Source organism: Rhodopila sp., assembly GCF_965277165.1.
Taxonomy (GTDB): domain Bacteria; phylum Pseudomonadota; class Alphaproteobacteria; order Acetobacterales; family Acetobacteraceae; genus Rhodopila.
The window spans coordinates 20363-41068 of record NZ_CBDICE010000005.1 but is presented as its reverse complement, the minus strand read 5'-3'; the positions used below and the strand labels follow the sequence as shown (position 1 = coordinate 41068).

Here is a 20706-nt window from a genome sequence, read left to right as displayed (position 1 = left end):
AGGTATTACAAATGTCAGTCCGCAAGCAACATACTATTTCTACTTTTATCGCTAGCCGAAACCGCAGCCGTGCAGCACGTCCCGGTATATACGAACGCTACACCCGCGACGCAGAAATGCCACCTGCCAATGAGGACGATCGGATCGCCCAGGCGGGTGACGATCCAATCGTAAAGAATATGAATCAAGAGGAAAAACCGAAAGGTCCGAAAGAGCTCGTAAGCATACTACCGACCGGCTTTGTTTACAGCTTGGAGACCGCCCAAAACGGTGGAATGATTCTGGTGCGCTATTCATCCGACGATGCGCTCGACCTTGGCGCGCCCAGCACCGGCAACGCCATCGCCAGCGTCGGCGACCGTGCCCACAGCGCCATCGCCGCCATGAACCGCGCTAACCGGCAGCTATGGGCCAAGAACGCCCCAGCCCCCAAGCCCACCCGCTAAGGAGCCAGTCCATGTCCGGCAGTACTGGTGGTGGCGCGCAAGTTCTCCGCGAATTTGTCATGCGGTTGGGATTCGCGACCGATGAGCGGTCGCAGCGGAGCTTCCTCGATTCCGTAGGCGCCATGACCAAAAGAATGGTTGAGCTCGGCGCGGCCGTGGAAGCCGCTGCCGCCGGCGTCGTTGCCGGCGTTGCCAAAATGGCGTCCGTCTCCGAGGGACTCTACTACCTTTCGCAACGCACTGGTTCCTCGGTGCGCAACATCAACGCTTTCAAGTTTGCCTTTTCCGAATTGGGCAGTTCCTCGGAAGAGGCGACTGCCTTGTTGGAAAAGTTCTCGTCGTGGATACGCGAAACGCCGGGTCACATCCAACTCATTGAATCACTGACTCACACAAAATATACCGGCGCCGTTCAAGGTCTCACCGATCTCGGTAAGGCGTTGGGCGATATGCTCAATCACGGGGCGAGTTATGCCCAAGTACGCAGCATTGCAGAACAACTCCATATTTCCGAACCCGAACTACAGGTGTTGCTACGCGGGACTGCGAAGTTCACCGCTGAATACAAGTCGATGGCCGACAAGATCATCGGCGATCAAAACCGCATCGCCGAGAACGGCACTTTCTTCATGCAGCGATATCGATCGCTGCTGTCCGCCATAAACGATTTTGCCGTCCGCCTCGGCGGTGATCTATCCCGCGAACTCGCCGGGGATATGGAAACGCTGCGGGGCTATTTACTCCAGCACGCCAGCGAGATCACTGCGATCATCGATACGACCGCCCATGGCATCCTGGCGGCTGGCAAACAGATCGTGACCTGGGTGGGTGATCTCGTCAGCGGCTTTGAGTCACTCAAAGTCGTGTTCCTCAGTTTGAACCCGGCCCAGCAGGCAGCCGTGGAGGCCCTGGGTCTGATCACGGCCGCGATCTATGCGTTCAATTTAGCCTTCCGTCTCAGTCCGCTCGGCAAGATCGCCTTGCTTGCGACAGCGATCACTGAACTGTTCGGTGATTACACCAATTGGAAGAACGGGGCCGCGCATTTCATCAATTGGGAGAAGTGGAAGCCCGAAATCGATGCCGCAGCCACTGGGATGAAGTGGATCGGCAACGCGATCGATTTCGTTACCGGCAAACTTGACCATTGGCAGGATACGCTAGCCAGCGTCGCCAACTACATCGAAAACATTTGGCATAACAAGATCGTCGCCGCGTTTCAGAATACTATTCATTCGATGGAAAGTATCATTACCGACAACCCGGTATTCCAGGCCTTGTCGCATCTGTTGCCCGGATTCAACCTCGGCACCAATAGCGGATCGAGCCAAACCACCCCGCAAAGCGATGACAGTAACCAGCCATCATTCTGGGACCGGCTGAACCAATTCGCGCCTGACAAGCTTGGCGCAGAGGCGCGGGCCTGGATCACCGGGAACAGCGCCAAGAGCGCCAGCGATCCGATCGTCAAACACGCGGTCGATTTCTTCAAGCATGCCGGCCGATCGGCCCAAGCGGCCGCAGGCATGGCAGCCAACCTGTATGCCGAGTCTCGGCTGAACCCTGCCGCCGCGAATGCGTCCGGACATGTGGGCATTGCGCAGTGGTCCGGAGAACGCCAGCAACGTTTTCATGAGTACGCTAAAGAAATGCATTTGCCCGATCACCCTCTCGCGCAAGCCAATTTGGACGAACAGCTTGGGTTCTACAATTGGGAATTGAAGAAGTACGAGCCGCAGGCCAACAGCCTGTTGGACGCCGCACAATCACCCGCGCAAGGCGCCCTCGGTGGCATTGCCAATGAGCGGCCGGAAGGCTACCGGAGTCCGGGGATGCCGGGCTCGCTGTACCCGCAGCGCGCCGCACTGGCCCAACAAATCTATCAGTTGAACCCAGGCTTCGATGTGGCCGCCGCGACGGCGGTGCCACCGCTATCGGGCGCGGCGATGGCCGGCACCACCATCAATCACTACCAAAATAACAATTTCCACGCTGATGCGGTGACCGACCCAAGGCAGGCGGTTGCCCTGCTGAGTCAACAACTCAGCAGACAGAACGCCGACCTGATTCGTAACGGGACTTCAAACGTCACGTAGAACAAATAGAACGGAGAATTTAGTAATGGCTGGCATTGGTCGTCCGTTTAAGAAGGGCGAAGTTGCGAACCCGACAGGCCGGCCGGTGGGTCACTTTCGACCCAAGGTGCCGACCTGGGATGAACTTCCGATTTCCATCAAAGGTTTGCAAACCCGGCTTGATCGGATCGAGTGGGCGATCCGCCAACTCATCAACGCCCGCCCCGATCCTGATGGACCGCGTGAGGCCGCGCCAGACGGATCGGCCTGTGAGTGCCAGGAGGACCCCGATCAGGACCCAGACGGCGACGAGACCGAGGCCGAAGACGAGGGCGGCTTCATCAAATTGCCCAATGGAAATCACATGCTGCGGTCGAGCACGAATAAGCACGTCCCCGGGCAGCCGAACATGCCCGGCCATCGGACGGTCGACCAAGTCGCCGCCATCAACCGGAAAAACCGCAAGTTCTATAGCCGCTGAAGGAGATGAAAATGGACAGCCAAACGCAGACTGCAACCCGAAATGACAGGATCATGGAAGCGATGATCAGGCGGGGGTTTCAGCCCGACCGCAGCCTGGCAAAAACTGCTTGGTGGAATGGCGAGGACATTGCGATCCGCGAAGCAGCCGTCGCGGAAATAGATGGAAACGATACCATTGCGAACGCGCTGGCGATCATTCCTGAGGCGGAAGTGGCCCAGCCCGAGACGACTGCCCGAGCGGCCTTACGCAAAGAGATCACCAAGCGCGAAATTCTTCGCTATTCGTGGGGCGAGTGCCAGGCAAACCAACAGCGCGCTGCGGATCGCGTGATCGATCTGACCGAGCGGCTGGGCCAGTTTTGCGACCTGGATGAGGAGATCATGGATCACGCGCGGCTGGCGATAAGCCAAGAAGAGGACCAGCTATTGCCAGCCCACGTCCAGGCCCGACGCGCCCAGCGTGACAGGCTGGCGGACCATTATAATCTCGTGGAGGCGACGCACCAGCGCTTCACCACTGAGGTGCGGCTGGGTGCCGAGGCAGTGCAGCGGGCAGAGCAGGCCGTCGCAGAGGCCGCGACTGCGGTGCTGGCGGCGGTCTATCTAGACCGGCTGGCAGAGTGCGAAGCGCTGGAACAACAAGCCGCAACTTTCAGGACCGAAATCGCATCGTTCGCGGCAACCTGGTTCCCCGTCACACCGGTCAACAGTCCTCTGGGCACGTTGCCGAATGGGCACGCCTTGACCGTGGCGCCAGGCGTAGCGCCGGTGAAGTCCAAGCGCCTGGCGAGCTTCCTGCAAACGCCGCCGGCCAACGCTCAGGTCCAGCCGCACCCAGAACGGCAGGCCGCGATCCGCGCCATGCACGAGGCGCTGACCGCCACGCCCGCAGACCTTGCGGACCCAACCGAGCCCATGGAGGGGTGATGGGGTTGGACGCTGGTGGACGGCATGGGCACGCCTGTAGCCCGGCTGGGGTATCAGGGTAGCTTTGATCCCGGCTATGCCTTCCAGGGGCAGGCCAGGCAATTTCTGGCCCGTGTGAGGCGGACTGATCTTGCCAGCAAAGCGGCGAACGGCGCCCTGCGGGAGACGCTTAAGCGGCGTCGCCCAGGCAAGGTGCCAACAACTGATTTCCTCATTGCGTTGGAGCGGGCGTGGGCGAGGATGCCCGCGAGCGACTCGGTCCTATGCCGCATACAGCGGGAGCGAGGTCGGCTGAGCATTCGGGATTTGCGGATTGCCCCATGCGAATTGGTTCATGGTGAGGACCACAATGGACCACCTGAGGTCGGCCTGCTCTTGGCCGTCTGCCACCTGACCATCGCGCGCGGCGTGGAAGAGCTGGGCGTGCGGGAGCAAGCGTTCGTCGGCTTCCATGCACTCGCCCGATGGTACCAGCGATCCTTCGACCAGTCTGATGCCTCGCTCATGAACGACGTCAGCAGGCTGTTCGTAAAGCGCTTAACCATTCTGGCCACCGATGCCGAGGAGTTTGTCGTCGAAGCCGGTAGCGGGTCCTGGAGGGGCGAGATTTGCGAGGGGACAGACTCGAATCAGCCGATTCTCAGGGTGGCGACGTTCCACGGTTTCGGCACGCGGCGGCCCTGATCCTCCAACAGATGCCGCGCTCAAAATCGTTCTGGGGTTTTAATTGGTTACGATTTTATTGGTCTGGTCCCAAGTCGCGCGGGTAGGGATAAGAGTTGTGATAAAAGGATCTTCCACCGAGGGAGCACCCACTCAGGGTCTACCTCATCGCCGCGCGCACGCGCCTCTTCACCAGAACAACGACGCTCAAGCCAATCCATTGTTCCTGGGTCTTCCATCTCTATTTTCAAACGTCCTTGTCGCCATCTGGCAACTGTTTGTTCTGTGGGTTCAGTTGTCTCTGCAATATCTTGGGCTAAAACCGAAAAGTCCCGATAAAGCTTGTCATGGGTCCTAGCATGATCGTGAAACCCTATGACGATATCCAACGCGCTTAGAAAAGCGACTACCAGGGCCATAACCTTAGCCGTGTGAGCGTCCTGGTTTATTAGCGTTACGAACGTGGCACCCCCCGAGAGAATGATGAGAATTTTCGTAATCTTGTCGCACATGTCGAAAAAACTGCGCCTGTATGCGTGATACCGCATCGACTTGGCACTAGTGAAACTCAGGCCGTATGTCTCGTCCTCGATTTGCTCATTAACGTGACCCATGATTACGCTTAGCCTTTTGGTTTTGGCTTTTTCGGGGGCGGACGTGAGTCCCTAACCGGTCTTACCGTCTGATGATCCTTAGCGAAGATTCCATGCTTCCGAGCGGCTTTTTTAGATGCGGGCGGTTTTTTTGGACCAAGGGGCGGTTTCTTCGACATGATATAATGAGCTTCCTCTAGGTTTGGAAGTGATCCTCAGCCCCGTTAATCCGCCGTTGCGCCCGCTGCCTCCCGGCCCCCAGGCATCAATGCCCCCGCGCCAGCCGGGTTGGCGTGGGCACCCCTGCCACAGCGGACATGCCTGACCAAACCTTGCCGAAATTCTGCGGACACGCTGCGGACAATTTCTTAAAAATCAAAACTACGATCCGATTTTTTATCGAAAAACTGTTTGTTTTCAATGGTTTAATGGCGCGCCCGGAAGGACTCGAACCTCCAACCCCCAGATTCGTAGTCTGGTGCTCTATCCAATTGAGCTACGGGCGCATGCGGGCGGCGCGGTGTAGCCGAACCCCCGCATCCTATCAACCCCCGAGACATGATCGGCAAGACCCCAGGCCGACGAATTGCGCGACGAAACCGACAACTGGATTTGGTCACGCCTAGACCACGCACATCAGACAGGACGCGCGCACCGGTGGGGGCGCGATGGAGGTTCACGCGTTGGCGGGCGACGTCCCCCAAACCGCGCGGCTGTAGTCCCGGCAGAGCCGTCGCGAATTAGTACCGCGCATCAGTGAAGCGCGATATGTCGCTGCTTGTTTGAATATCCCATTCACGTGGCCTGATCGTGGACGCTCCGCGTCTCACGCTGCTCTGCGATCCGGATACTACGCGGCCAGTTTATCCAGTTCGCGCAGGATCGATTCGCCCATCACCCCGGTGCCGACCCGAGCGCTGCCCGGAGCCATGATATCGGCGGTGCGAAGACCGTTCTTGAGCACGTTGACGCAGGCCTTCTCGATCAAGCCGGCGTCCTCCTCCATGCGAAAAGAATACCGCAGCAACATTGCGAAGCTCAGCAACTGGCCCAGCGGGTTGGCGACGCCCTTGCCGGCGATGTCGGGGGCGCTGCCGTGGATCGGTTCATAAAGCGCATAGCGCTTGCCGGATGGCTGCACCGCGCCCAGCGTGGCGGACGGCAGCATGCCCAGGCTGCCGGTCAGCATCGAGGCCAGGTCCGACAGCAGATCGCCGAACAGGTTTGAGGTGACGATCACGTCGAACTGCCGAGGGTTGCGCACCAACTGCATGGCGCAGTTGTCGGCATACATGTGGGTCAGCTCGACGTCGGCGAATTCCCGCTCGCGGAGCTCGGTCACCGTCTGGCGCCAGAACATGCCCGATTGCATGACGTTGGCCTTCTCCACGCTGCACACCCGGCTGTGCCGATTGCGGGCGAGCTCGAAGCCGACGCGGCAGACCCGCTCGATTTCGCCGGTGGTGTAGCTTTCGGTGTCGAAGCCGCGTTTCTGCCCGTCGGGCAACGCTTCAACGCCACGCGGTTCGCCGAAATACACGCCCCCGGTGCTCTCGCGCACGATCATCAAGTCCAGGCCGCGCACCACGTCCGCCTTGAGGGTGGACGCCTCGACCAGCGGGTCCAGCACGATGGCCGGCCGCAGATTGGCGAACAGGTCGAGTTCCTTGCGCAGGCGCAGGATCGCCAGTTCGGGACGCAGATCGAACCCCAGCCGGTCCCATTTCGGGCCGCCCACCGACCCGAACAGGATAGCATCGGCGGCTTTGGCCTTCTCCATCGTCGCATCGGTTATCGGCGTGCCGTAAGTATCGATGGCGGACCCGCCGACATGATCGTCAGACACGTCGAAGCTCACCATGCGGCGGCGACCCAACCAGTCGATCACCCGCCGAACCTCTCGCATGACCTCGGGACCAATGCCGTCACCGGGGAGAATGAGCAGCTTCTTGTTGGCGGTCATCCAGCGGTCCTTTAGTTGCGGCGGTTGCTCAATCGACGATCGACGGAAAGCCGGGACACCGCGCGAAATCAAAACCGCTGCGATGCGTCCGGCCCGGGCCTGAACCCTGCTAAGCGGCCGTGGTCGAGGGCAGCCAGGGCTGGCTTTGCCGCCGCGTGGCCTCGAAGTCGTCGATCCGCGCGCCGTGCTGCAGGGTCTGGCCGATGTCGTCCAGGCCATTCAGCAGCGAGTGCTTGCGGAATGGGTCGATCTCAAAACCGATCTCCTCACCGTTTGGGCGGATCACGACCTGGCGAGCCAGATCGACGGTGACACGGGCGTTGCCGCCCATCTTGGTATCGTCGATCAGCTGGTCGCAGACTGCGCGCGGCAGACGGATCGGCAGGATGCCGTTCTTGAAGCTGTTGTTGTAGAAAATGTCGGCGAAATCAGGCGCGACGATGCAACGAATGCCGAAATCCAGCAGCGCCCAAGGCGCGTGCTCGCGCGACGATCCGCAGCCGAAATTCTCGTGTGCGATGATCACCTGAGCCTGACGGAACGGCTCCTGATTCAAAACAAAATCGGGCCTCTCCTTGCCGTCCTTGTCGAAGCGCAGTGGGTCGAACAGATGTACCCCAAGTCCGGAGCGCTTGATGGTTTTCAGAAAGCGTGCCGGAATGATCTTGTCGGTGTCGATGTTCTGCATCGGCATCGGTGCCGCGACGGCAGTGAGAGTGGTGAACGGTTGCATGACTGCGCTCCTGCCGGTTAAACCAACTGCCGCACGTCGGTCAGCCGACCGGTGACCGCCGCCGCCGCCGCCATTGCCGGCGACAGCAGATGGGTGCGCCCGCCCTGGCCTTGCCGGCCCTCGAAGTTGCGGTTCGACGTGCTGGCGCAACGCTGACCCGGTGTCAGCTTGTCGGGGTTCATGCCCAGGCACATCGAGCAGCACGGGTCGCGCCACTCGAACCCGGCTTCTAACAGCACTTGATCGAGGCCTTCCTGCTCGGCCTGTCGCTTGACCAGGCCGGAGCCGGGCACCACCAGCGCCTGCACCCCATCGGCCACCTTGCGGCCCTTGGCGATCGTGGCGGCGGCACGGATGTCCTCGATTCGGCCGTTGGTGCAGGACCCGATGAACACCACGTCGATCGGCAAGTCCTGCATCGTCTGGCCGGGCGTCAGCGCCATGTATTCCAGCATTCGCTGCAACTGCGATCGCTTGCCCTCATCGGCTTCGTCGGATGGGTTGGGCACGACACCGGTCACCGGCACCACCGCGCCGGGCGTGGTGCCCCAGGTGACCATCGGAGCGATTTCCGCCGCGGTCAGCTTCACCACGGTGTCGAAATGCGCGCCGGGATCGCTGGGTAGCGTCTGCCAGTAGGCAACCGCCTGGTCGAATGCATCGCCCTTGGGCGCGAAATCGCGGCCCTTGACGTAATCGAACGTGGTCTGGTCCGGAGCGATCAGGCCGGCCCGCGCACCCGCCTCGATCGACATGTTGCTGACCGTGCAGCGTCCCGCCATGTCCAGCGCACGAATGGTGTCGCCGGTGTATTCGATGACGTGGCCGTTGCCGCCCGCGGTGGTGATCTTGCCGATGATCGCCAGCACGATGTCCTTCGCCGAACAGCCGAAGCCCAACGTGCCGGCGACGTCGATCTGCATGTTCTTGGCCGGGTTCTGCAGCAGCGTCTGCGTCGCCATCACGTGCTCGACCTCGGACGTGCCGATTCCGAACGCCAGCGCGCCGAGTGCGCCATGCGTCGAGGTATGGCTGTCGCCGCAGACGATGGTTGTGCCGGGTAGCGAGAGCCCGAGTTCAGGTCCGATGATGTGCACGATGCCCTGGCGCACATCCAGGATCGGGATGTAGGGCACGTCGAAGGCGGCGACGTTCTGCTCCAGGGTCTGAACCTGGATCCGGCTGTCGGCTTCCTTGATGTCGGTCGGAATGCGTGACCCGACGGTCGGGATATTGTGATCGGCGACGGCGATGGTCAGGTCTGGCCGACGTAGTTTGCGGCCGGCCTGGCGCAGGCCCTCGAACGCCTGGGGACTGGTGACCTCGTGCAAGAGATGCCGGTCGATGTAAAGGATGCAGGTCCCGTCAGGGAGTTTCTCGACGACGTGGCTGTCCCAGATCTTGTCGAACAGGGTGCGAGGCCGGCTGGCGGACATATTTGCTCCCGATTGTCGCGCATTGTAGCGGGAAGATTTGGACGAACCCCTGGTTTTGTGCAACCCGCCCAAGCTTCAGCGCTGGCGTTGCAGCCATGCAAGCGCGCCGTTGGCCGCCGCCACGGCGGTGCTGAAGCAGGCTTGTAGCAGGTAGCCGCCTGTCGGAGCCTCCCAATCCAGCATCTCACCGGCGGCGAACACACCCGGGCGCTGGCGCAGCATCAGCGACCCATTCAAGGCGTCCGCCCGCAGCCCTCCAGCGCAGGAGATCGCCCGCTCGATCGCCGCTGGCGACAGCAACCGGATCGGCAGCGCCTTGATCAGCGCGGCAAGGCTTTGGCTCGTCGCGCCATTGCGCAGCGCCTCTTGTACAAGGCCGATGGCTTCTGGAGCCAAGCCAGCCTGCTTACGCAGGGTGTTAGCCAGCGACTGGTCGGTGCGTGGACCCGCGAGGCGGCCATCCAGCGCGGCCCGGGTCAAATCAGGCTTGAGATCGAGTTCGATCGTCGCGCAGCCTTGCGCCAGGATCGCGTCGCGCAACCGCGCCGACAGCGCATAGATGACGCCGCCCTCCAATCCGCGTTCGGTGATCATTGCCTCGCCGCGGACGGTGTCGGGGCTATAGCGCAGTGCCAGCCGCTTCAGCGGCCGACCGGCGAAACGGCTACGAAAATGCGGCGTCCAGTTCACCAGGAAGCCGCAATTGGCCGGTTTAAAAGGGGTCGTCGAGTCGGCAAGATACGCCACCCATCCGGCGTCTGACCCCAGACGCGGCCAGGAGGCGCCCCCGCTCGCCAGGATGGTGACAGCAGGGGCGACGCGGATCTCGCCGCTGACGGTGCGGAAGCGCAGCCTGCCGTCGGTGTCCCAGCCGGCCCAGCAGTGGCGGGTGCGCAGTTCCGCGCCCTGGTCGGCGAGCCGTCGGAGCCAAGCCCGCAATAGCGGCGAGGCCTTCATTTCGCGCGGGAAAATCCGGGCACTGGACCCGGTAAAGGTCGGCTGGCCGAGGTCGTTGCACCACGCGATCAAGGCTTCGGGCGGATAGGCCGAGACGATCGGTTCAAGCCAGGGGCGGGCTGACCCGTAGCGGGCGACCAAGCGTGGAAGCGGTTCGGCGTGCGTCAGGTTCAGGCCGCCCCGGCCGGCCATCAGCAGCTTGCGGCCGACCGTTGGCATCTGGTCATAGACGGTGACCCGGACCGCTGCCCGCGAAAGCACCTCGGCCGCCATCAGGCCGGCCGGACCGCCGCCGATGACCGCCGCCGTCGGGGTCAAACCGTTCAGGCCGTCGGACCGACCATCACGCGGCCATGGCCCCGGCTTCGCGTCGAATCCCCCGCTGGCGGATCACGCGGCTGCGTCCTGCATCATCGTGGTGACGACCTGGTACCCCGGGCCATCGACCCGGCGGCCGGTGGACGGATCGACCAGCAGCGGGTCCACCGGCTGCCCGGTTTCGGTGTTGACGATCCGCACGGTCCGGTCGTCAGGGGGGAAATGCTTGTTGCCGAATGCCAGCATGGACAGCAGCACCGGGCGGAAATCCTTGCCGCGCGGCGTTAGCAGATATTCGTCGCGCGGCGGCCGTTCGTTGTAGCGCCGGCGCACGAGCAAACCGGCCTCGATCATGGCATTCAACCGCCGGGTCAGCATGTTTGGCGCGATGCCAAGGTTTTCGCTGAACTCGTCGAAGCGGGTCAGGCCGCGGAACGCATCGCGCAGGATAAGGATGCTCCACCACTCACCGACATGCTCCAGGCCCCGGGCGATCGGGCACGGCATGGTCCTAAAACTCTTGCGCTGCATGTTGTCCACACTCATTGTGAAACTACGATATTGATAGTTGGTCAGTAACGAGAACGACGTCAATGCCAAATCGGCCCTGCTGCGCCACGGGGTCGGGAACCGGTCTGGGACGACCGTCTTGTCAACGGCGCGGGCGTGCCGGAACGCCCAAAACCTCCGCCCCGGCCAGTACATCGCGGGTGACCACACTGCCGGCGCCGATCACCGCGTCATCACCCACGGATATACCCGGCAGGATGATCGCCCCGCCGCCGATCCAGACGTTGCGCCCGATCCGGATCGGGCGACCGAATTCGAGCCCGGAGGCACGCCCCGCCGCATCGCGCGGATGATCGGCGGTCAGGATCTGCACCCCTGGCCCGATCTGTGTCCGATCGCCGATCACTACCGGCACGACATCGAGGATCACGCAGTTGAAATTCAGGAACACACCGGCGCCTAGGCTGATGTTGAAGCCGTAATCACAATGAAACGGCGAGCGGATCACCGCGTCCCTGCCGACCGCGGCAAACCGTTCCACCAGCAGTTGCTGCCGATCCGCCATGTCCAGCGCGGCGTTGTAGCGCGCCATCCACTGCTGCGCCCCGGCCAGGTCCGCCTGGATGTCCGGCGCGGTGGCGTCATAAAGCTCCCCGGCGAGCATTTTATCTTTCTCGGAACGCGCCATGTGGTCCTTCATTTGTATCGCCAGGCTTGGCATTCGCGATCGCCAGGCTTGGCGGATTGTTTGATCCCATGATCGGCGCGCCGGGGAGGATTCGCTGGCGGACGCTCCGCCGAAGCCGCGATCCTGCGCTAATTAGGTTTCCGCCAGCAGCAACGGCAAATGCCGCGTCAGCAAGCCATCCGCGTCGCGCAATTCATGTACGATGGTAAAATGATCTGCCCGGGGCACCGGGATCAGTGCCCCGGGCAGATGCGCCGCCGACCGCAGGGCATGCAAATCCCGGCTGTCCGATATCAGCGGCGGCAATTCCGCGGTGCCGTACGCCAAGGCCAGCGGCTTGTTTACCGGCTGCAATCGCATCGGTGACAGCCTGGCGATCTCCCGCTCGGTCAGCTGCAGTTTTTCGTTCAGATAGGTATCCCGCAGCGGTCCCAGTTCGAAGATGCCGGAGATCGCCAGGCCCGCCTTAACCAGCGGATGCCCCAGGCAGACGGCGGTCAGGTGGCCGCCCGCCGACCAGCCGGACAGCACGATGGGGCCGTTGATCCCACGCGCCGGGCCGTACGCCGCCAGCCAATCCAGCGCCGCGTTGATCTCGGCCGCGATCTCGGTCAGTGACGCGTCGGGCGCCAGCGTGTATCCCGGCAGCGCCGCCGCCCAGCCGCGCGCGTGCGGGCCGGCGATCAGGTTGGCGAACTGGTCCTTGCTGTTGCGCTGCCAGTAGCCGCCGTGGATGAACACAATGCACGGCGCATCCGGGTCGGCCAGCGGAAACAGGTCCCAGGTATTGCGTTCCCGAGGGCCGTAGCGCAGGTCCAGGTGCAGCGAGTTGGTGGTGCGGAACACCGTCGAGGCCACCTCCCGGGCGGCGTTCAGCACCGGACTGTCGGTGACCGCCGCCGAATTGTTGTAGGCGGCGTCCCGTTCCGCCTGGGTCAGCTCGCCCCATCTCGCCAGCGGGCTCATGCGGTGGCCCGCTGATACCAGTCCATGATCTGTCGGCCTTGCCAGAATAGCGCACCCGGACGGCTGGCGATGTGGGTCAGAGCGCGCTCGAACCAGCCGATGCGGTGCGGCACGCCGCTGATAAAGGGATGCACGGCCAGCCCCATGACCTTCGCCCCCTGGTCCCCGGCTTCCTCATAAAGCCGTTCGAACTGGGCGACGGTGCGATCGTAGAGTTCCTCGGCGCGATGGTGCTGGATCATCATGATCGGGATATCGTTCAGTTCGACGCTGTACGGCATCGTCAGCATCGGGCCGTGCGCGGTGCGCAGCGTGGCTGGCAGATCGTCTACCACCCAGTCGGCGCAGTACCTGATGCCGGCCTCGGCCAGCAGATCCGGGGTATCCAGCGTCTGGGTCAGGCCGGGCGCGAGCCAGCCGACCGGGTCGTGGCCACCTGCCTCGCGCAGCGTGGCGATGGCGTCGCGGATCATCGCCCGCTGGTCAGTCACCAAGTGGGTGGCGGTCTGGTGGTAGCCATGCACCATAAACTCCCACCCCGCATCGCGGCAGGCTTGGGTGACCCGTGGGTAGGCGGACGGCACCGCGCCGTTGATCGCCAGCGTGGGCGCGATGCCGTGCAGGTCGAGCGCTGCCTTCAGCCGCCAGAAGCCGACCCGCATGCCATACTCGTGCCATGCCCAGTTCGGCAGGTCGGGCACTACCGAGGCACCCTGCGGCGCGCTGAGCACCTGACGCGGCATGACGCGGTCGATGTCCCAGCGCTCGAGGTTGACCACCAGGAAAACGGCGACGCGTTTGCCGCCGGGCAGCGCCAGCTTCGGGCGGTCGATGGCGGCCTGGTATTCAAGGCGTTCCTCGGGTCTTTGCGGACTGGTCATGGCCGGGATGATGACCGGTCCGTGATGCCGGTTCAAGGCGGCGTGTCCAGCGTGGCCTAACTCGGCGCCCCGCATCAGGCGCAGCAGCGACCCACGCGGATACCGCCGCCGGGCGCGCGGCCGCTGTCAGTTCGGTTGAGCCGCCGCCTCTGATCATCGGCGTGCTTTGTCTTGAATGACTTGTATTTGACTGCTACATAAAACCACTTGGTCACGCGACAACACTGTTTCCGCGACGCCGGTTCGACACGACATCGTCAGCCTATCGACCCGCGACGCGGGCCAGTCGAAACGTCCAAAAACAAGGAGGCAACAATGCTCAAGAAACTTCATCATGTCGCCTACCGCTGCAAGGATGCGACCCAGACAGTCGATTTCTACACCAACGTGCTCGGGCTTAAATTCTCCCACGCCATCGCCCAGGATCGGGTCCCCTCCACCCAGGCATGGAACCCCCATCTGCACGTCTTCTTCGAGATGGAGGACGCATCGAGCATCGCATTCTTTGAACTGCCGGAACTGCCCGCAATGCAGCCCGATCCCAACACCCCGGAATGGGTGCAACATCTCGCGCTGGAGGTGGCGGACATGGCGACCATGCAGGAAGGCGTCCGCCGCCTGCGCGACCGCGGCGTGGAGGTGATCGGCCCGATCGACCACCATTTCTGCCAGTCCGTTTACTTCTTCGATCCGAGCGGACACCGCCTGGAGATGACGGTGCGGACCGAGACCAAGGATGACGCCGAGCGGTTCGCCAAACAGGCCGAAGTGACGCTGGCTGGCTGGCAGGCACGCAAGGCAGCGACCGCGGGCGCATAATGCGGTGACCAGGTCGGTCACACGCCACGCGCGTAGCCGGCCTGGTCCGTCAATCAAGCACTACTTCTTGCCCGGCAGCTCGATCCCGGCCAACTGCTGCCACACCCGGATGACGAACGAATCATCCTTCAATCCGTGCCCGTTCGCCGCCGCGGCCAGGAACAACTGATGCGCCGCCGCCGCCATCGGCAGCGGAAACGTCAGCGCCCTGGCCTGATCCAGCACGATGCCCAGATCCTTGACGAAGATGTTCACGGCTGAAGACGGCGTGTCGTCCCCCGCCAGGATATGCGGCACCCGGTTCTGCCACATCCAGGAACTGCCAGCGGACTCCGAGATCACCTTGAACAATGTCTCCGGATCCGCTCCGGCCCGAATACCCAGGGCCAGCGCCTCGGCCGCGGTGGCGATGTGCACCCCGGCCAGCAACTGGTTGACCATCTTGACCGTGCTGCCGACCCCAATCGCCTCACCCAGCCGCCAAACCTTGGTCGACATCGCCTCCAGCAACGGGCCGGCCTTGTCGAACGCGGCTTCCGACCCCGACCCTATCACCGTCATTGTCCCCGCCCTGGCCCCGGCGGACCCGCCGGAGACCGGGCTATCCAACATCAGGAAGCCGGCCTCCTCGATCCGCTTGCCCAGCGCCATCGCCGCATCGGGCGCCACCGTGGCGCAGCACAGGATCACACCGCCGCGTCGCAGCCGCGGCAGGCAACCGTTGTCGCCGAACAGCACCTGCTGGGTCTGCGCCGCGTTGATGACGAACACCACCACCGCTTCCAGATCCGCGGGCAAGGCGTCCGCCGAAACCACCACCTTGCCGCCCTCGGCGGCAAACGCCGAGCGGGTCTCCTCGCGCGGTTCGCATCCGGTGACATCATGTCCCTTGCGCAGCAGGTTCAGTGCGGCGCCCATGCCCATGTTGCCCAGCCCAATGACGCCTACTTTCATGATTTTCTGTTCCCGCGCATCGAATATGAAGCATTACCGCCCGCGCCAGGCATGAATGGGCCGCACTCGCGGGCCGGCAACAGGCTTCGGATCCGCATCAGATATGACGGACTGCCGGATCCAGCCCCAGAAAATACTTGCCGCAGGTTTCGATGTGGCCGGTTCGAGCCTGCACCTGCTGTGCCGAAGCGTGAATATCGCGCATTTTCCGCTCGAACGGGTTGCTGGTGAAGATCGCCGTCGCGCCGGCCTCGTGGTAGGCGAACTCAGCCACCTCTTTGGCCCGTCGGATCGCGGTCGTGGTCGCAAGGCGCATCATCACCCGGTTTTCCAGATCCAGCGCGCCGGCGCACCGGATGCAGTCCTCGCCGTCGCGGATCGTCTCTAGCACGAAAGCCCGAGCCGAACGCAGCTTGGCCTCGTTTTCCGCCACCAGGTGGTGCATCACCGAACTGTCGCGCAGCGCGCGTGATGTGTTCGACGGTTTCTTGGTCTGTGCCAGGCTTCGCAATTCGTCCAGCATGCCGCGGGCGATCCCGATGGAGACCGCCGCGAAGCCGCAGGCATAGGCGCTGGTGGTGGTGAAGCGGAAGAACGGCTGATCGATCCGGCGTTCGGCGTCGAGATCGCGCCGAACGCTGTTGGCTTCCGGCACGAACACGTCGTGCAGCGTGTAGCCGTCGCTGCCGGTGCCGCGCAGTCCGACCACGTCCCAGTTGCTGACCCAGTTCAACTGGTCCTGCCGCAGCAGCATGGTGCGCTCGATCGGGCTGCCGCCGGCGTCGCGTAGCAGCGATCCGTCCGGCAGTTCAACATGGCAGTGTGCGCCCATCCAGCTTGCATGGTGGCCACCGCTGCCGAAGCCCCATTTGCCGGTTACCCTATAGCCACCCGGCACGACCTTGGCGCGGCCCTCCATTTGGAAGCCCCAGGCCAGCACCCCGCGCGGGTCGTCACCCCAGATTTCGCGCGCCACGACGGGTTCGACATAGGCCGCGGCCATCGAGCAGCCACTGGCCTGACCGACGCACCAGGCGGTGGAGGCGTCCGCCGCGGCCAGGGTCTCCATCATTTGCACGAACCTCTCGAGCCCGAGACCGTAGCCATTGAGCGATCGCGGCAGCAGGGTGCGGTAGAGGCCATGCGCATGCAGCGCTTCCACCACGGCGTCGGTCAGCCTGCCCAGCGCCTCGATTCTGGGACCCTCGGCGCGCAGCAATGGGGCGATATCACGCGCCTGAACGACCGGGTCGGGCGGCAGGTCGAAGACGTCCGGGCTGGTATTCAGGTCGAGCGCGACATCCATGACTGTTCTCCGTAACCGTGTGCCCCTGGCGGCAATCGCGACAACCGACGCTTCACCCCGGTCAGGGCGGCTGTCAATCACTCGCGCCACCGGCCCGCGACAGGATAGCAGGATTCCGGCGCCAGCGCGCCCGCCGCGTTATCGCCCGCCGCGAAACCGCTCGACCGCGGCAACCAGGGCGCGGCGTATGCCCGGTTCCAGCGCGGAGTGCCCGGCATCGGGCACGATGGTCATGCGGGCATTCCCCCAGGCGGCCGCCAGATCGAAGGCAGTGACCGCCGGGCAGATCATGTCGTAGCGGCCCTGCACGATCTCGGCCGGAACATGGCTGATCCGACCCATGTGTCCCAGCAGCCCCTCGGGCGACAGGAACAACCCGTGCGCGAAGTAGAACGCCTCGATCCGGGCCAGCCCCAGCGCGGTGCGGTCCTGTGAGAAGCCGTTGACCGTCTCGGGACTGGGCAGCAACGTACTGCAGGTGCCTTCGTAGATCGACCAAGCGCGGGCCGCCGGCAAGTGGACCTGAGGGTCGGGGTCGGTCAACCGGCGCAGGTAGGACGCCAGCAGATCTGGTCGTTCCGCGTCGGGCAGGAACCCGGCAAAGGCGGCGTGGGCTTCGGGGAACACCGAACGCATACCGTGCAGGAACCAGGCAACCTCCTCGGGGCGGCCCAGGAATACGCCGCGCAGCACGGCGGCCGAGACCCGCTGCGGATGCGCCTGGGCGTACGCCAGGGCCAGCGTCGAGCCCCAGGACCCGCCGAACAGCAGGAAGCGGTCCACCGCCAGATGGCGGCGCAGGATTTCGATGTCGGCGACCAGATCGGGCGTGGTGTTATGGTCCAATCCGCCCAGCGGCCGCGATCGTCCGGCGCCGCGCTGGTCGAAGACGACGATGCGCCAATAGTGCGGGTCGAAGAAGCGGCGATGCACCGCGCCGGCCCCGGCGCCCGGGCCGCCGTGCAGGAATAGCACCGGGCGGCCGTTTGGGTTGCCCGCCTGCTCCCAATACATCACGTGACCGCCGGACAGCGGCAGGTAACCGCTCTCGTACGGGCCGATATCGGGGAACAGGTCGCCGCGTGGCATGACCGGGCGATGCTATAGGCACCCGGGCCTCCAGGAAACACGAGATTTGCCGGCGGCGACTTTTTCGATTCGATTAATTAACGATCGCCGTTGGCGCTCAGACCCGCACGGTCAATGATGCTGCTGATCCCGCTCGCGGCATCGCCCCTCAGCGATTCCTGCATTCCGGCTGCCGCCCAGCGCCCGATTGCGAAGCCAGCCGCATCTGCCCGATAGTGCCGGCCCATAAATAACGGAGGATCGCACCATGTCGCTCGGCACGACGCAAACGGATGCGGCGCGCACATCCGGAACAGAGGCTCCGGTACCCTATACACCGATGACAGGCGCCGAGTATCTCGCCTCGCTCGACGATGGGCGCGAGGTCTACGTTTACGGTGACCGGGTCGGCAAGGTCACCGAACATCCGGCGTTTCGCAACACCGCGCGGATGATCGCGCGCCTCTATGACGCGATGCACGACGCCACACGCCGGCCGCGACTGATGGTGCCGACCGACACCGGTAACGGCGGCCTGACGCACGCCTTTTTCAAAGCGCCGAAAACCGCCCAGGACCTGATCGCCGGGCGCGACGCCATCGCCGAATGGGCGCGGATCACCTACGGCTGGGTCGGCCGATCGCCGGACTACAAGGCGGCGTTCCTTGCCACGCTTGGGGCCAACGCGGAGTTTTACCACCCCTACCAGGACAATGCCCGGCGTTGGTACAAATTCAGCCAGGAGCGGGTGCCGTTCATCAACCACGCCATCATCCATCCGCCGATCGACCGCGACCGCCCGCCCGACCAACTCAGCCCGGATCAGGCCACCAGCGTATGCTGCCACGTGGTGCGGGAAACTGATGCCGGCATCGTGGTGTCCGGTGCCAAGGTGGTCGCCACCGGATCGGTGCTGACCAACTATACCTTCGTCGCCCATCACGGGCTGATCCCGCTGCAGGACAAATCCTACGCCGCGGTGTTCATGGTCCCGACCAACGCACCCGGCATCAAGTTCATCTGCCGCGCATCGTACGAGATGACCGCGACCGTGATGGGCAGCCCGTTCGACTATCCGCTGTCCAGCCGGATGGACGAGAACGACGCCATCTTCATCATGGACGAGGTCCTGGTGCCGTGGGAGAACGTGTTCGTTTACGGCGACGTCGAAAAAGCCAACAACTTTTTCCCCCGCACCGGGTTCCTGCCGCGCTTCGGTGTGCATGGCTGCACCCGATTGGCGGTGAAGCTGGATTTTATCTGCGGCCTGCTGCTGAAGGCGGTCGAGGCGTCGGGCACCAAGGACTATCGCGGCGTCCAGGCCAACGTGGGCGAGGTGATCGCTTGGCGCAATCTGTTCTGGGGCCTGTCCGACGCCATGGTCCACGACCCAAAACCCTGGGTTGGCGACTACGTGCAGCCCAACATGGACCGTGTCAACGCCTATATGATCATAGCCACGATCGCCTATACAAAAATCAAGTATATTATCGAACAGACCGTGGCGTCGGGCCTGATCTACCTCAACAGCCACGCGCGCGACTTCCAAAGTCCGGAGATCCGGCCCTACCTCGACAAGTACCTGCGCGGTTCGAACGGCTATAGCGCCGAGCAGCGGGTGAAACTGATGAAGCTGCTGTGGGACAGCATGGCGTCCGAATTTGGCGGCCGCCATGAACTGTACGAGATCAATTACGCCGGCTCGACCGAGGAAATCCGGCGATATGCCCTGTTCGGGGCGGAGGCGTCGGGCAATGCGGCAGCCTTCAAGAGCCTGGCTGAACAATGCATGGCGGAATACGACCTGAACGGTTGGACGGTGCCGGACCTGACCGATCCGGGCGCGCTAAGCTACCATGCAACGCGGGACGATAGCGCCGCTTCTGGACGACCAGCCTGATATGCAACGCCTCTGCCTCATCATAGCTTCGCTCGCCGGTTTCGGCGCGGTGGCGATGGCCGCCTTCGCGGCACACGGCATAGGCGATCCCACCGCCCTGCGCATCGTCGAAAGCGGCGTCCGCATGCAAGGCTGGCACGCGCTCGCCCTGCTTGGGGTCGGGCTTTGGCTGCCCCGGGGCGGGCGATTGGCGCAAGCCGCCGGCGTAGCCTTCACCGCTGGTATGGTGCTGTTCTGCGGCGCGGTCTACTCATTGGCGCTGGCCCGCATCTCATGGGGTGTCCTGGCACCGACCGGCGGCATCCTGCTGATGCTGGGATGGCTGCTGCTGGCAGCGTCCGCCTGGCGCGCCCGATAGGGCTGCCTACCGACACGTCCCCGGTGACCCTTTGCCCGACGACTCTTGCAAATCCGGCAGCGGCGATCTTGAATGGACTGAAGCTGAAGCAGGGAAGCGACCATGGGAACAATTCATGCCCGCTTGGCGCACGTCGGCATTTACGCGCACAACAAGAAATTGCTGGAACAATTCTACACCACGGTGCTCGGCCTGATGGTGACGGACAGCGGAGCGGCGCGTGGTGGAACCGAGCTGACGTTCCTGAGTGGCAGTGCGGGCAACCACCATCAGTTGGTGCTGGTCAGCGGCCGGCCCGATACGTCGGGCTTCAATCCGATCAACCAGATATCGTTCATGGTCGATTCGCTCGCCGACTTGCGGGTGGTGCATCGGCGGGCGCTGGACAATGGGGCGACCGACATGCGGGTGACCTCGCACGGCAATGCCTGGTCCTGCTACTTCAAGGATCCGGAGGGCAACACGGTCGAAGCCTATCTGGACACCCCGTTCCACGTGCCGCAGCCGCACGGCGAACCGTTGGACCTGACCAAGTCGGATGAGCAGATCATGCGCGAAACCGAGGCGGCCTGCCGGGTGGACCCAGGGTTCATGATGATGGACGCGTTTCAAGCGGCGTTGGCGACGCGGCTGGCCCAGAAGCCGGCGGCTGCGCGATAGGC

General features: G+C 63.5%; 20 protein-coding genes and 1 tRNA gene. 9 read left to right on the top strand and 12 right to left on the bottom strand.

Going from position 1 to position 20706, the window contains the following annotated elements:
* Window positions 1–11 precede the first annotated feature (11 nt).
* From ACQY4Y_RS00550 to ACQY4Y_RS00530, 5 genes are read left to right on the top strand one after another with little or no spacing between them, the layout of a single operon-like run.
* On the top strand, window positions 12–446 hold the full coding sequence (locus ACQY4Y_RS00550) for a hypothetical protein (protein WP_428488624.1): 435 nt from the start codon (window positions 12–14) through the stop codon (window positions 444–446).
* Window positions 447–457: 11 nt separating this feature from the next.
* Complete coding sequence (locus tag ACQY4Y_RS00545; protein ID WP_428488623.1) at window positions 458–2542, top strand: phage tail tip lysozyme; 2085 nt, start codon at window positions 458–460, stop codon at window positions 2540–2542.
* Between the two features lie 25 nt (window positions 2543–2567).
* On the top strand, window positions 2568–3002 hold the full coding sequence (locus ACQY4Y_RS00540) for a hypothetical protein (protein ID WP_428488622.1): 435 nt from the start codon (window positions 2568–2570) through the stop codon (window positions 3000–3002).
* 11 nt (window positions 3003–3013) lie between these two features.
* Window positions 3014–3931, top strand: a complete 918-nt coding sequence (locus ACQY4Y_RS00535) for a hypothetical protein (protein ID WP_428488621.1) — start codon at window positions 3014–3016, stop codon at window positions 3929–3931.
* Window positions 3932–3946: 15 nt separating this feature from the next.
* A complete protein-coding gene (locus tag ACQY4Y_RS00530) occupies window positions 3947–4615 on the top strand; it encodes a hypothetical protein (RefSeq protein ID WP_428488620.1) in 669 nt (222 codons plus the stop codon).
* 1001 nt (window positions 4616–5616) lie between these two features.
* Here the strand turns inward: ACQY4Y_RS00530 and ACQY4Y_RS00525 are convergent.
* From ACQY4Y_RS00525 to ACQY4Y_RS00485, 9 genes are all read right to left on the bottom strand, one after another.
* Window positions 5617–5693: transfer RNA gene (locus ACQY4Y_RS00525), tRNA-Arg, on the bottom strand.
* Window positions 5694–6037: 344 nt separating this feature from the next.
* Window positions 6038–7150: a 3-isopropylmalate dehydrogenase gene (leuB, locus tag ACQY4Y_RS00520; RefSeq protein ID WP_428488619.1), complete on the bottom strand. Its 1113-nt coding sequence runs from the start codon at window positions 7148–7150 to the stop codon at window positions 6038–6040.
* A gap of 109 nt (window positions 7151–7259) precedes the next feature.
* Window positions 7260–7883 (bottom strand): 3-isopropylmalate dehydratase small subunit, encoded by a 624-nt coding sequence (gene leuD / locus ACQY4Y_RS00515; RefSeq protein ID WP_428488618.1) that lies wholly within the window; start codon window positions 7881–7883, stop codon window positions 7260–7262.
* A gap of 17 nt (window positions 7884–7900) precedes the next feature.
* Complete coding sequence (gene leuC, locus ACQY4Y_RS00510; RefSeq protein ID WP_428488617.1) at window positions 7901–9319, bottom strand: 3-isopropylmalate dehydratase large subunit; 1419 nt, start codon at window positions 9317–9319, stop codon at window positions 7901–7903.
* Window positions 9320–9394: 75 nt separating this feature from the next.
* Window positions 9395–10594: a TIGR03862 family flavoprotein gene (locus ACQY4Y_RS00505; protein ID WP_428488616.1), complete on the bottom strand. Its 1200-nt coding sequence runs from the start codon at window positions 10592–10594 to the stop codon at window positions 9395–9397.
* 72 nt (window positions 10595–10666) lie between these two features.
* Entirely contained in the window at window positions 10667–11140 is a 474-nt protein-coding gene (locus ACQY4Y_RS00500) for a winged helix-turn-helix transcriptional regulator (RefSeq protein ID WP_428488615.1), read from the bottom strand.
* 106 nt (window positions 11141–11246) lie between these two features.
* Window positions 11247–11792, bottom strand: coding sequence for a sugar O-acetyltransferase (locus ACQY4Y_RS00495; protein ID WP_428488614.1), 546 nt, complete (start codon window positions 11790–11792; stop codon window positions 11247–11249).
* A gap of 132 nt (window positions 11793–11924) precedes the next feature.
* Complete coding sequence (locus ACQY4Y_RS00490) at window positions 11925–12758, bottom strand: alpha/beta hydrolase (RefSeq protein WP_428488613.1); 834 nt, start codon at window positions 12756–12758, stop codon at window positions 11925–11927.
* Window positions 12755–13675, bottom strand: a complete 921-nt coding sequence (locus tag ACQY4Y_RS00485) for a polysaccharide deacetylase family protein (RefSeq protein WP_428488612.1) — start codon at window positions 13673–13675, stop codon at window positions 12755–12757. The genes ACQY4Y_RS00490 and ACQY4Y_RS00485 overlap by 4 nt, the downstream gene beginning before the upstream one ends.
* 279 nt (window positions 13676–13954) lie before the next feature.
* Between ACQY4Y_RS00485 and ACQY4Y_RS00480 the strand changes: the two genes are divergently transcribed.
* Window positions 13955–14458 carry a VOC family protein gene (locus ACQY4Y_RS00480; RefSeq protein WP_428488611.1) on the top strand — a complete coding sequence of 168 codons (504 nt, stop codon included), beginning with the start codon at window positions 13955–13957 and terminating at the stop codon, window positions 14456–14458.
* 60 nt (window positions 14459–14518) lie between these two features.
* Here ACQY4Y_RS00480 and ltnD read toward each other — a convergent pair whose 3' ends face one another.
* The 3 genes from ltnD to pip form a co-directional block, all read right to left on the bottom strand.
* Window positions 14519–15412 carry an L-threonate dehydrogenase gene (ltnD, locus tag ACQY4Y_RS00475; RefSeq protein WP_428488610.1) on the bottom strand — a complete coding sequence of 298 codons (894 nt, stop codon included), beginning with the start codon at window positions 15410–15412 and terminating at the stop codon, window positions 14519–14521.
* A gap of 97 nt (window positions 15413–15509) precedes the next feature.
* Window positions 15510–16718, bottom strand: coding sequence for an acyl-CoA dehydrogenase family protein (locus tag ACQY4Y_RS00470; protein ID WP_428488609.1), 1209 nt, complete (start codon window positions 16716–16718; stop codon window positions 15510–15512).
* Window positions 16719–16856: 138 nt separating this feature from the next.
* Window positions 16857–17807, bottom strand: a complete 951-nt coding sequence (gene pip, locus ACQY4Y_RS00465; RefSeq protein ID WP_428488608.1) for a prolyl aminopeptidase — start codon at window positions 17805–17807, stop codon at window positions 16857–16859.
* A 247-nt stretch (window positions 17808–18054) separates the two neighbouring features.
* Here pip and ACQY4Y_RS00460 point away from each other — a divergent pair, with 247 nt between their 5' ends.
* The 3 genes from ACQY4Y_RS00460 (at window position 18055) to ACQY4Y_RS00450 (ending at window position 20704) form a co-directional block, all read left to right on the top strand.
* The gene (locus ACQY4Y_RS00460) at window positions 18055–19686 is read left to right on the top strand and encodes a 4-hydroxyphenylacetate 3-hydroxylase family protein (protein WP_428488607.1); all 1632 of its coding nucleotides are present in this window, start codon (window positions 18055–18057) and stop codon (window positions 19684–19686) included.
* 1 nt (window position 19687) lies between these two features.
* Window positions 19688–20044 carry a DUF423 domain-containing protein gene (locus tag ACQY4Y_RS00455; protein WP_428488606.1) on the top strand — a complete coding sequence of 119 codons (357 nt, stop codon included), beginning with the start codon at window positions 19688–19690 and terminating at the stop codon, window positions 20042–20044.
* A 102-nt stretch (window positions 20045–20146) separates the two neighbouring features.
* Entirely contained in the window at window positions 20147–20704 is a 558-nt protein-coding gene (locus ACQY4Y_RS00450; protein WP_428488605.1) for a VOC family protein, read from the top strand.
* Window positions 20705–20706 lie beyond the last annotated feature (2 nt).

Coding starts and splice junctions, on each gene's coding strand:
- ACQY4Y_RS00550 (WP_428488624.1), top strand. CDS start 12: ATGTCAGTCCGCAAGCAACATACTATTTCTACTTTTATCGCTAGCCGA.
- ACQY4Y_RS00545 (WP_428488623.1), top strand. CDS start 458: ATGTCCGGCAGTACTGGTGGTGGCGCGCAAGTTCTCCGCGAATTTGTC.
- ACQY4Y_RS00540 (WP_428488622.1), top strand. CDS start 2,568: ATGGCTGGCATTGGTCGTCCGTTTAAGAAGGGCGAAGTTGCGAACCCG.
- ACQY4Y_RS00535 (WP_428488621.1), top strand. CDS start 3,014: ATGGACAGCCAAACGCAGACTGCAACCCGAAATGACAGGATCATGGAA.
- leuB (WP_428488619.1), bottom strand. CDS start 7,150: ATGACCGCCAACAAGAAGCTGCTCATTCTCCCCGGTGACGGCATTGGT.
- leuD (WP_428488618.1), bottom strand. CDS start 7,883: ATGCAACCGTTCACCACTCTCACTGCCGTCGCGGCACCGATGCCGATG.
- leuC (WP_428488617.1), bottom strand. CDS start 9,319: ATGTCCGCCAGCCGGCCTCGCACCCTGTTCGACAAGATCTGGGACAGC.
- ACQY4Y_RS00500 (WP_428488615.1), bottom strand. CDS start 11,140: ATGAGTGTGGACAACATGCAGCGCAAGAGTTTTAGGACCATGCCGTGC.
- ACQY4Y_RS00495 (WP_428488614.1), bottom strand. CDS start 11,792: ATGGCGCGTTCCGAGAAAGATAAAATGCTCGCCGGGGAGCTTTATGAC.
- ACQY4Y_RS00490 (WP_428488613.1), bottom strand. CDS start 12,758: ATGAGCCCGCTGGCGAGATGGGGCGAGCTGACCCAGGCGGAACGGGAC.
- ACQY4Y_RS00480 (WP_428488611.1), top strand. CDS start 13,955: ATGCTCAAGAAACTTCATCATGTCGCCTACCGCTGCAAGGATGCGACC.
- ltnD (WP_428488610.1), bottom strand. CDS start 15,412: ATGAAAGTAGGCGTCATTGGGCTGGGCAACATGGGCATGGGCGCCGCA.
- ACQY4Y_RS00470 (WP_428488609.1), bottom strand. CDS start 16,718: ATGGATGTCGCGCTCGACCTGAATACCAGCCCGGACGTCTTCGACCTG.
- pip (WP_428488608.1), bottom strand. CDS start 17,807: ATGCCACGCGGCGACCTGTTCCCCGATATCGGCCCGTACGAGAGCGGT.
- ACQY4Y_RS00460 (WP_428488607.1), top strand. CDS start 18,055: ATGTCGCTCGGCACGACGCAAACGGATGCGGCGCGCACATCCGGAACA.
- ACQY4Y_RS00455 (WP_428488606.1), top strand. CDS start 19,688: ATGCAACGCCTCTGCCTCATCATAGCTTCGCTCGCCGGTTTCGGCGCG.
- ACQY4Y_RS00450 (WP_428488605.1), top strand. CDS start 20,147: ATGGGAACAATTCATGCCCGCTTGGCGCACGTCGGCATTTACGCGCAC.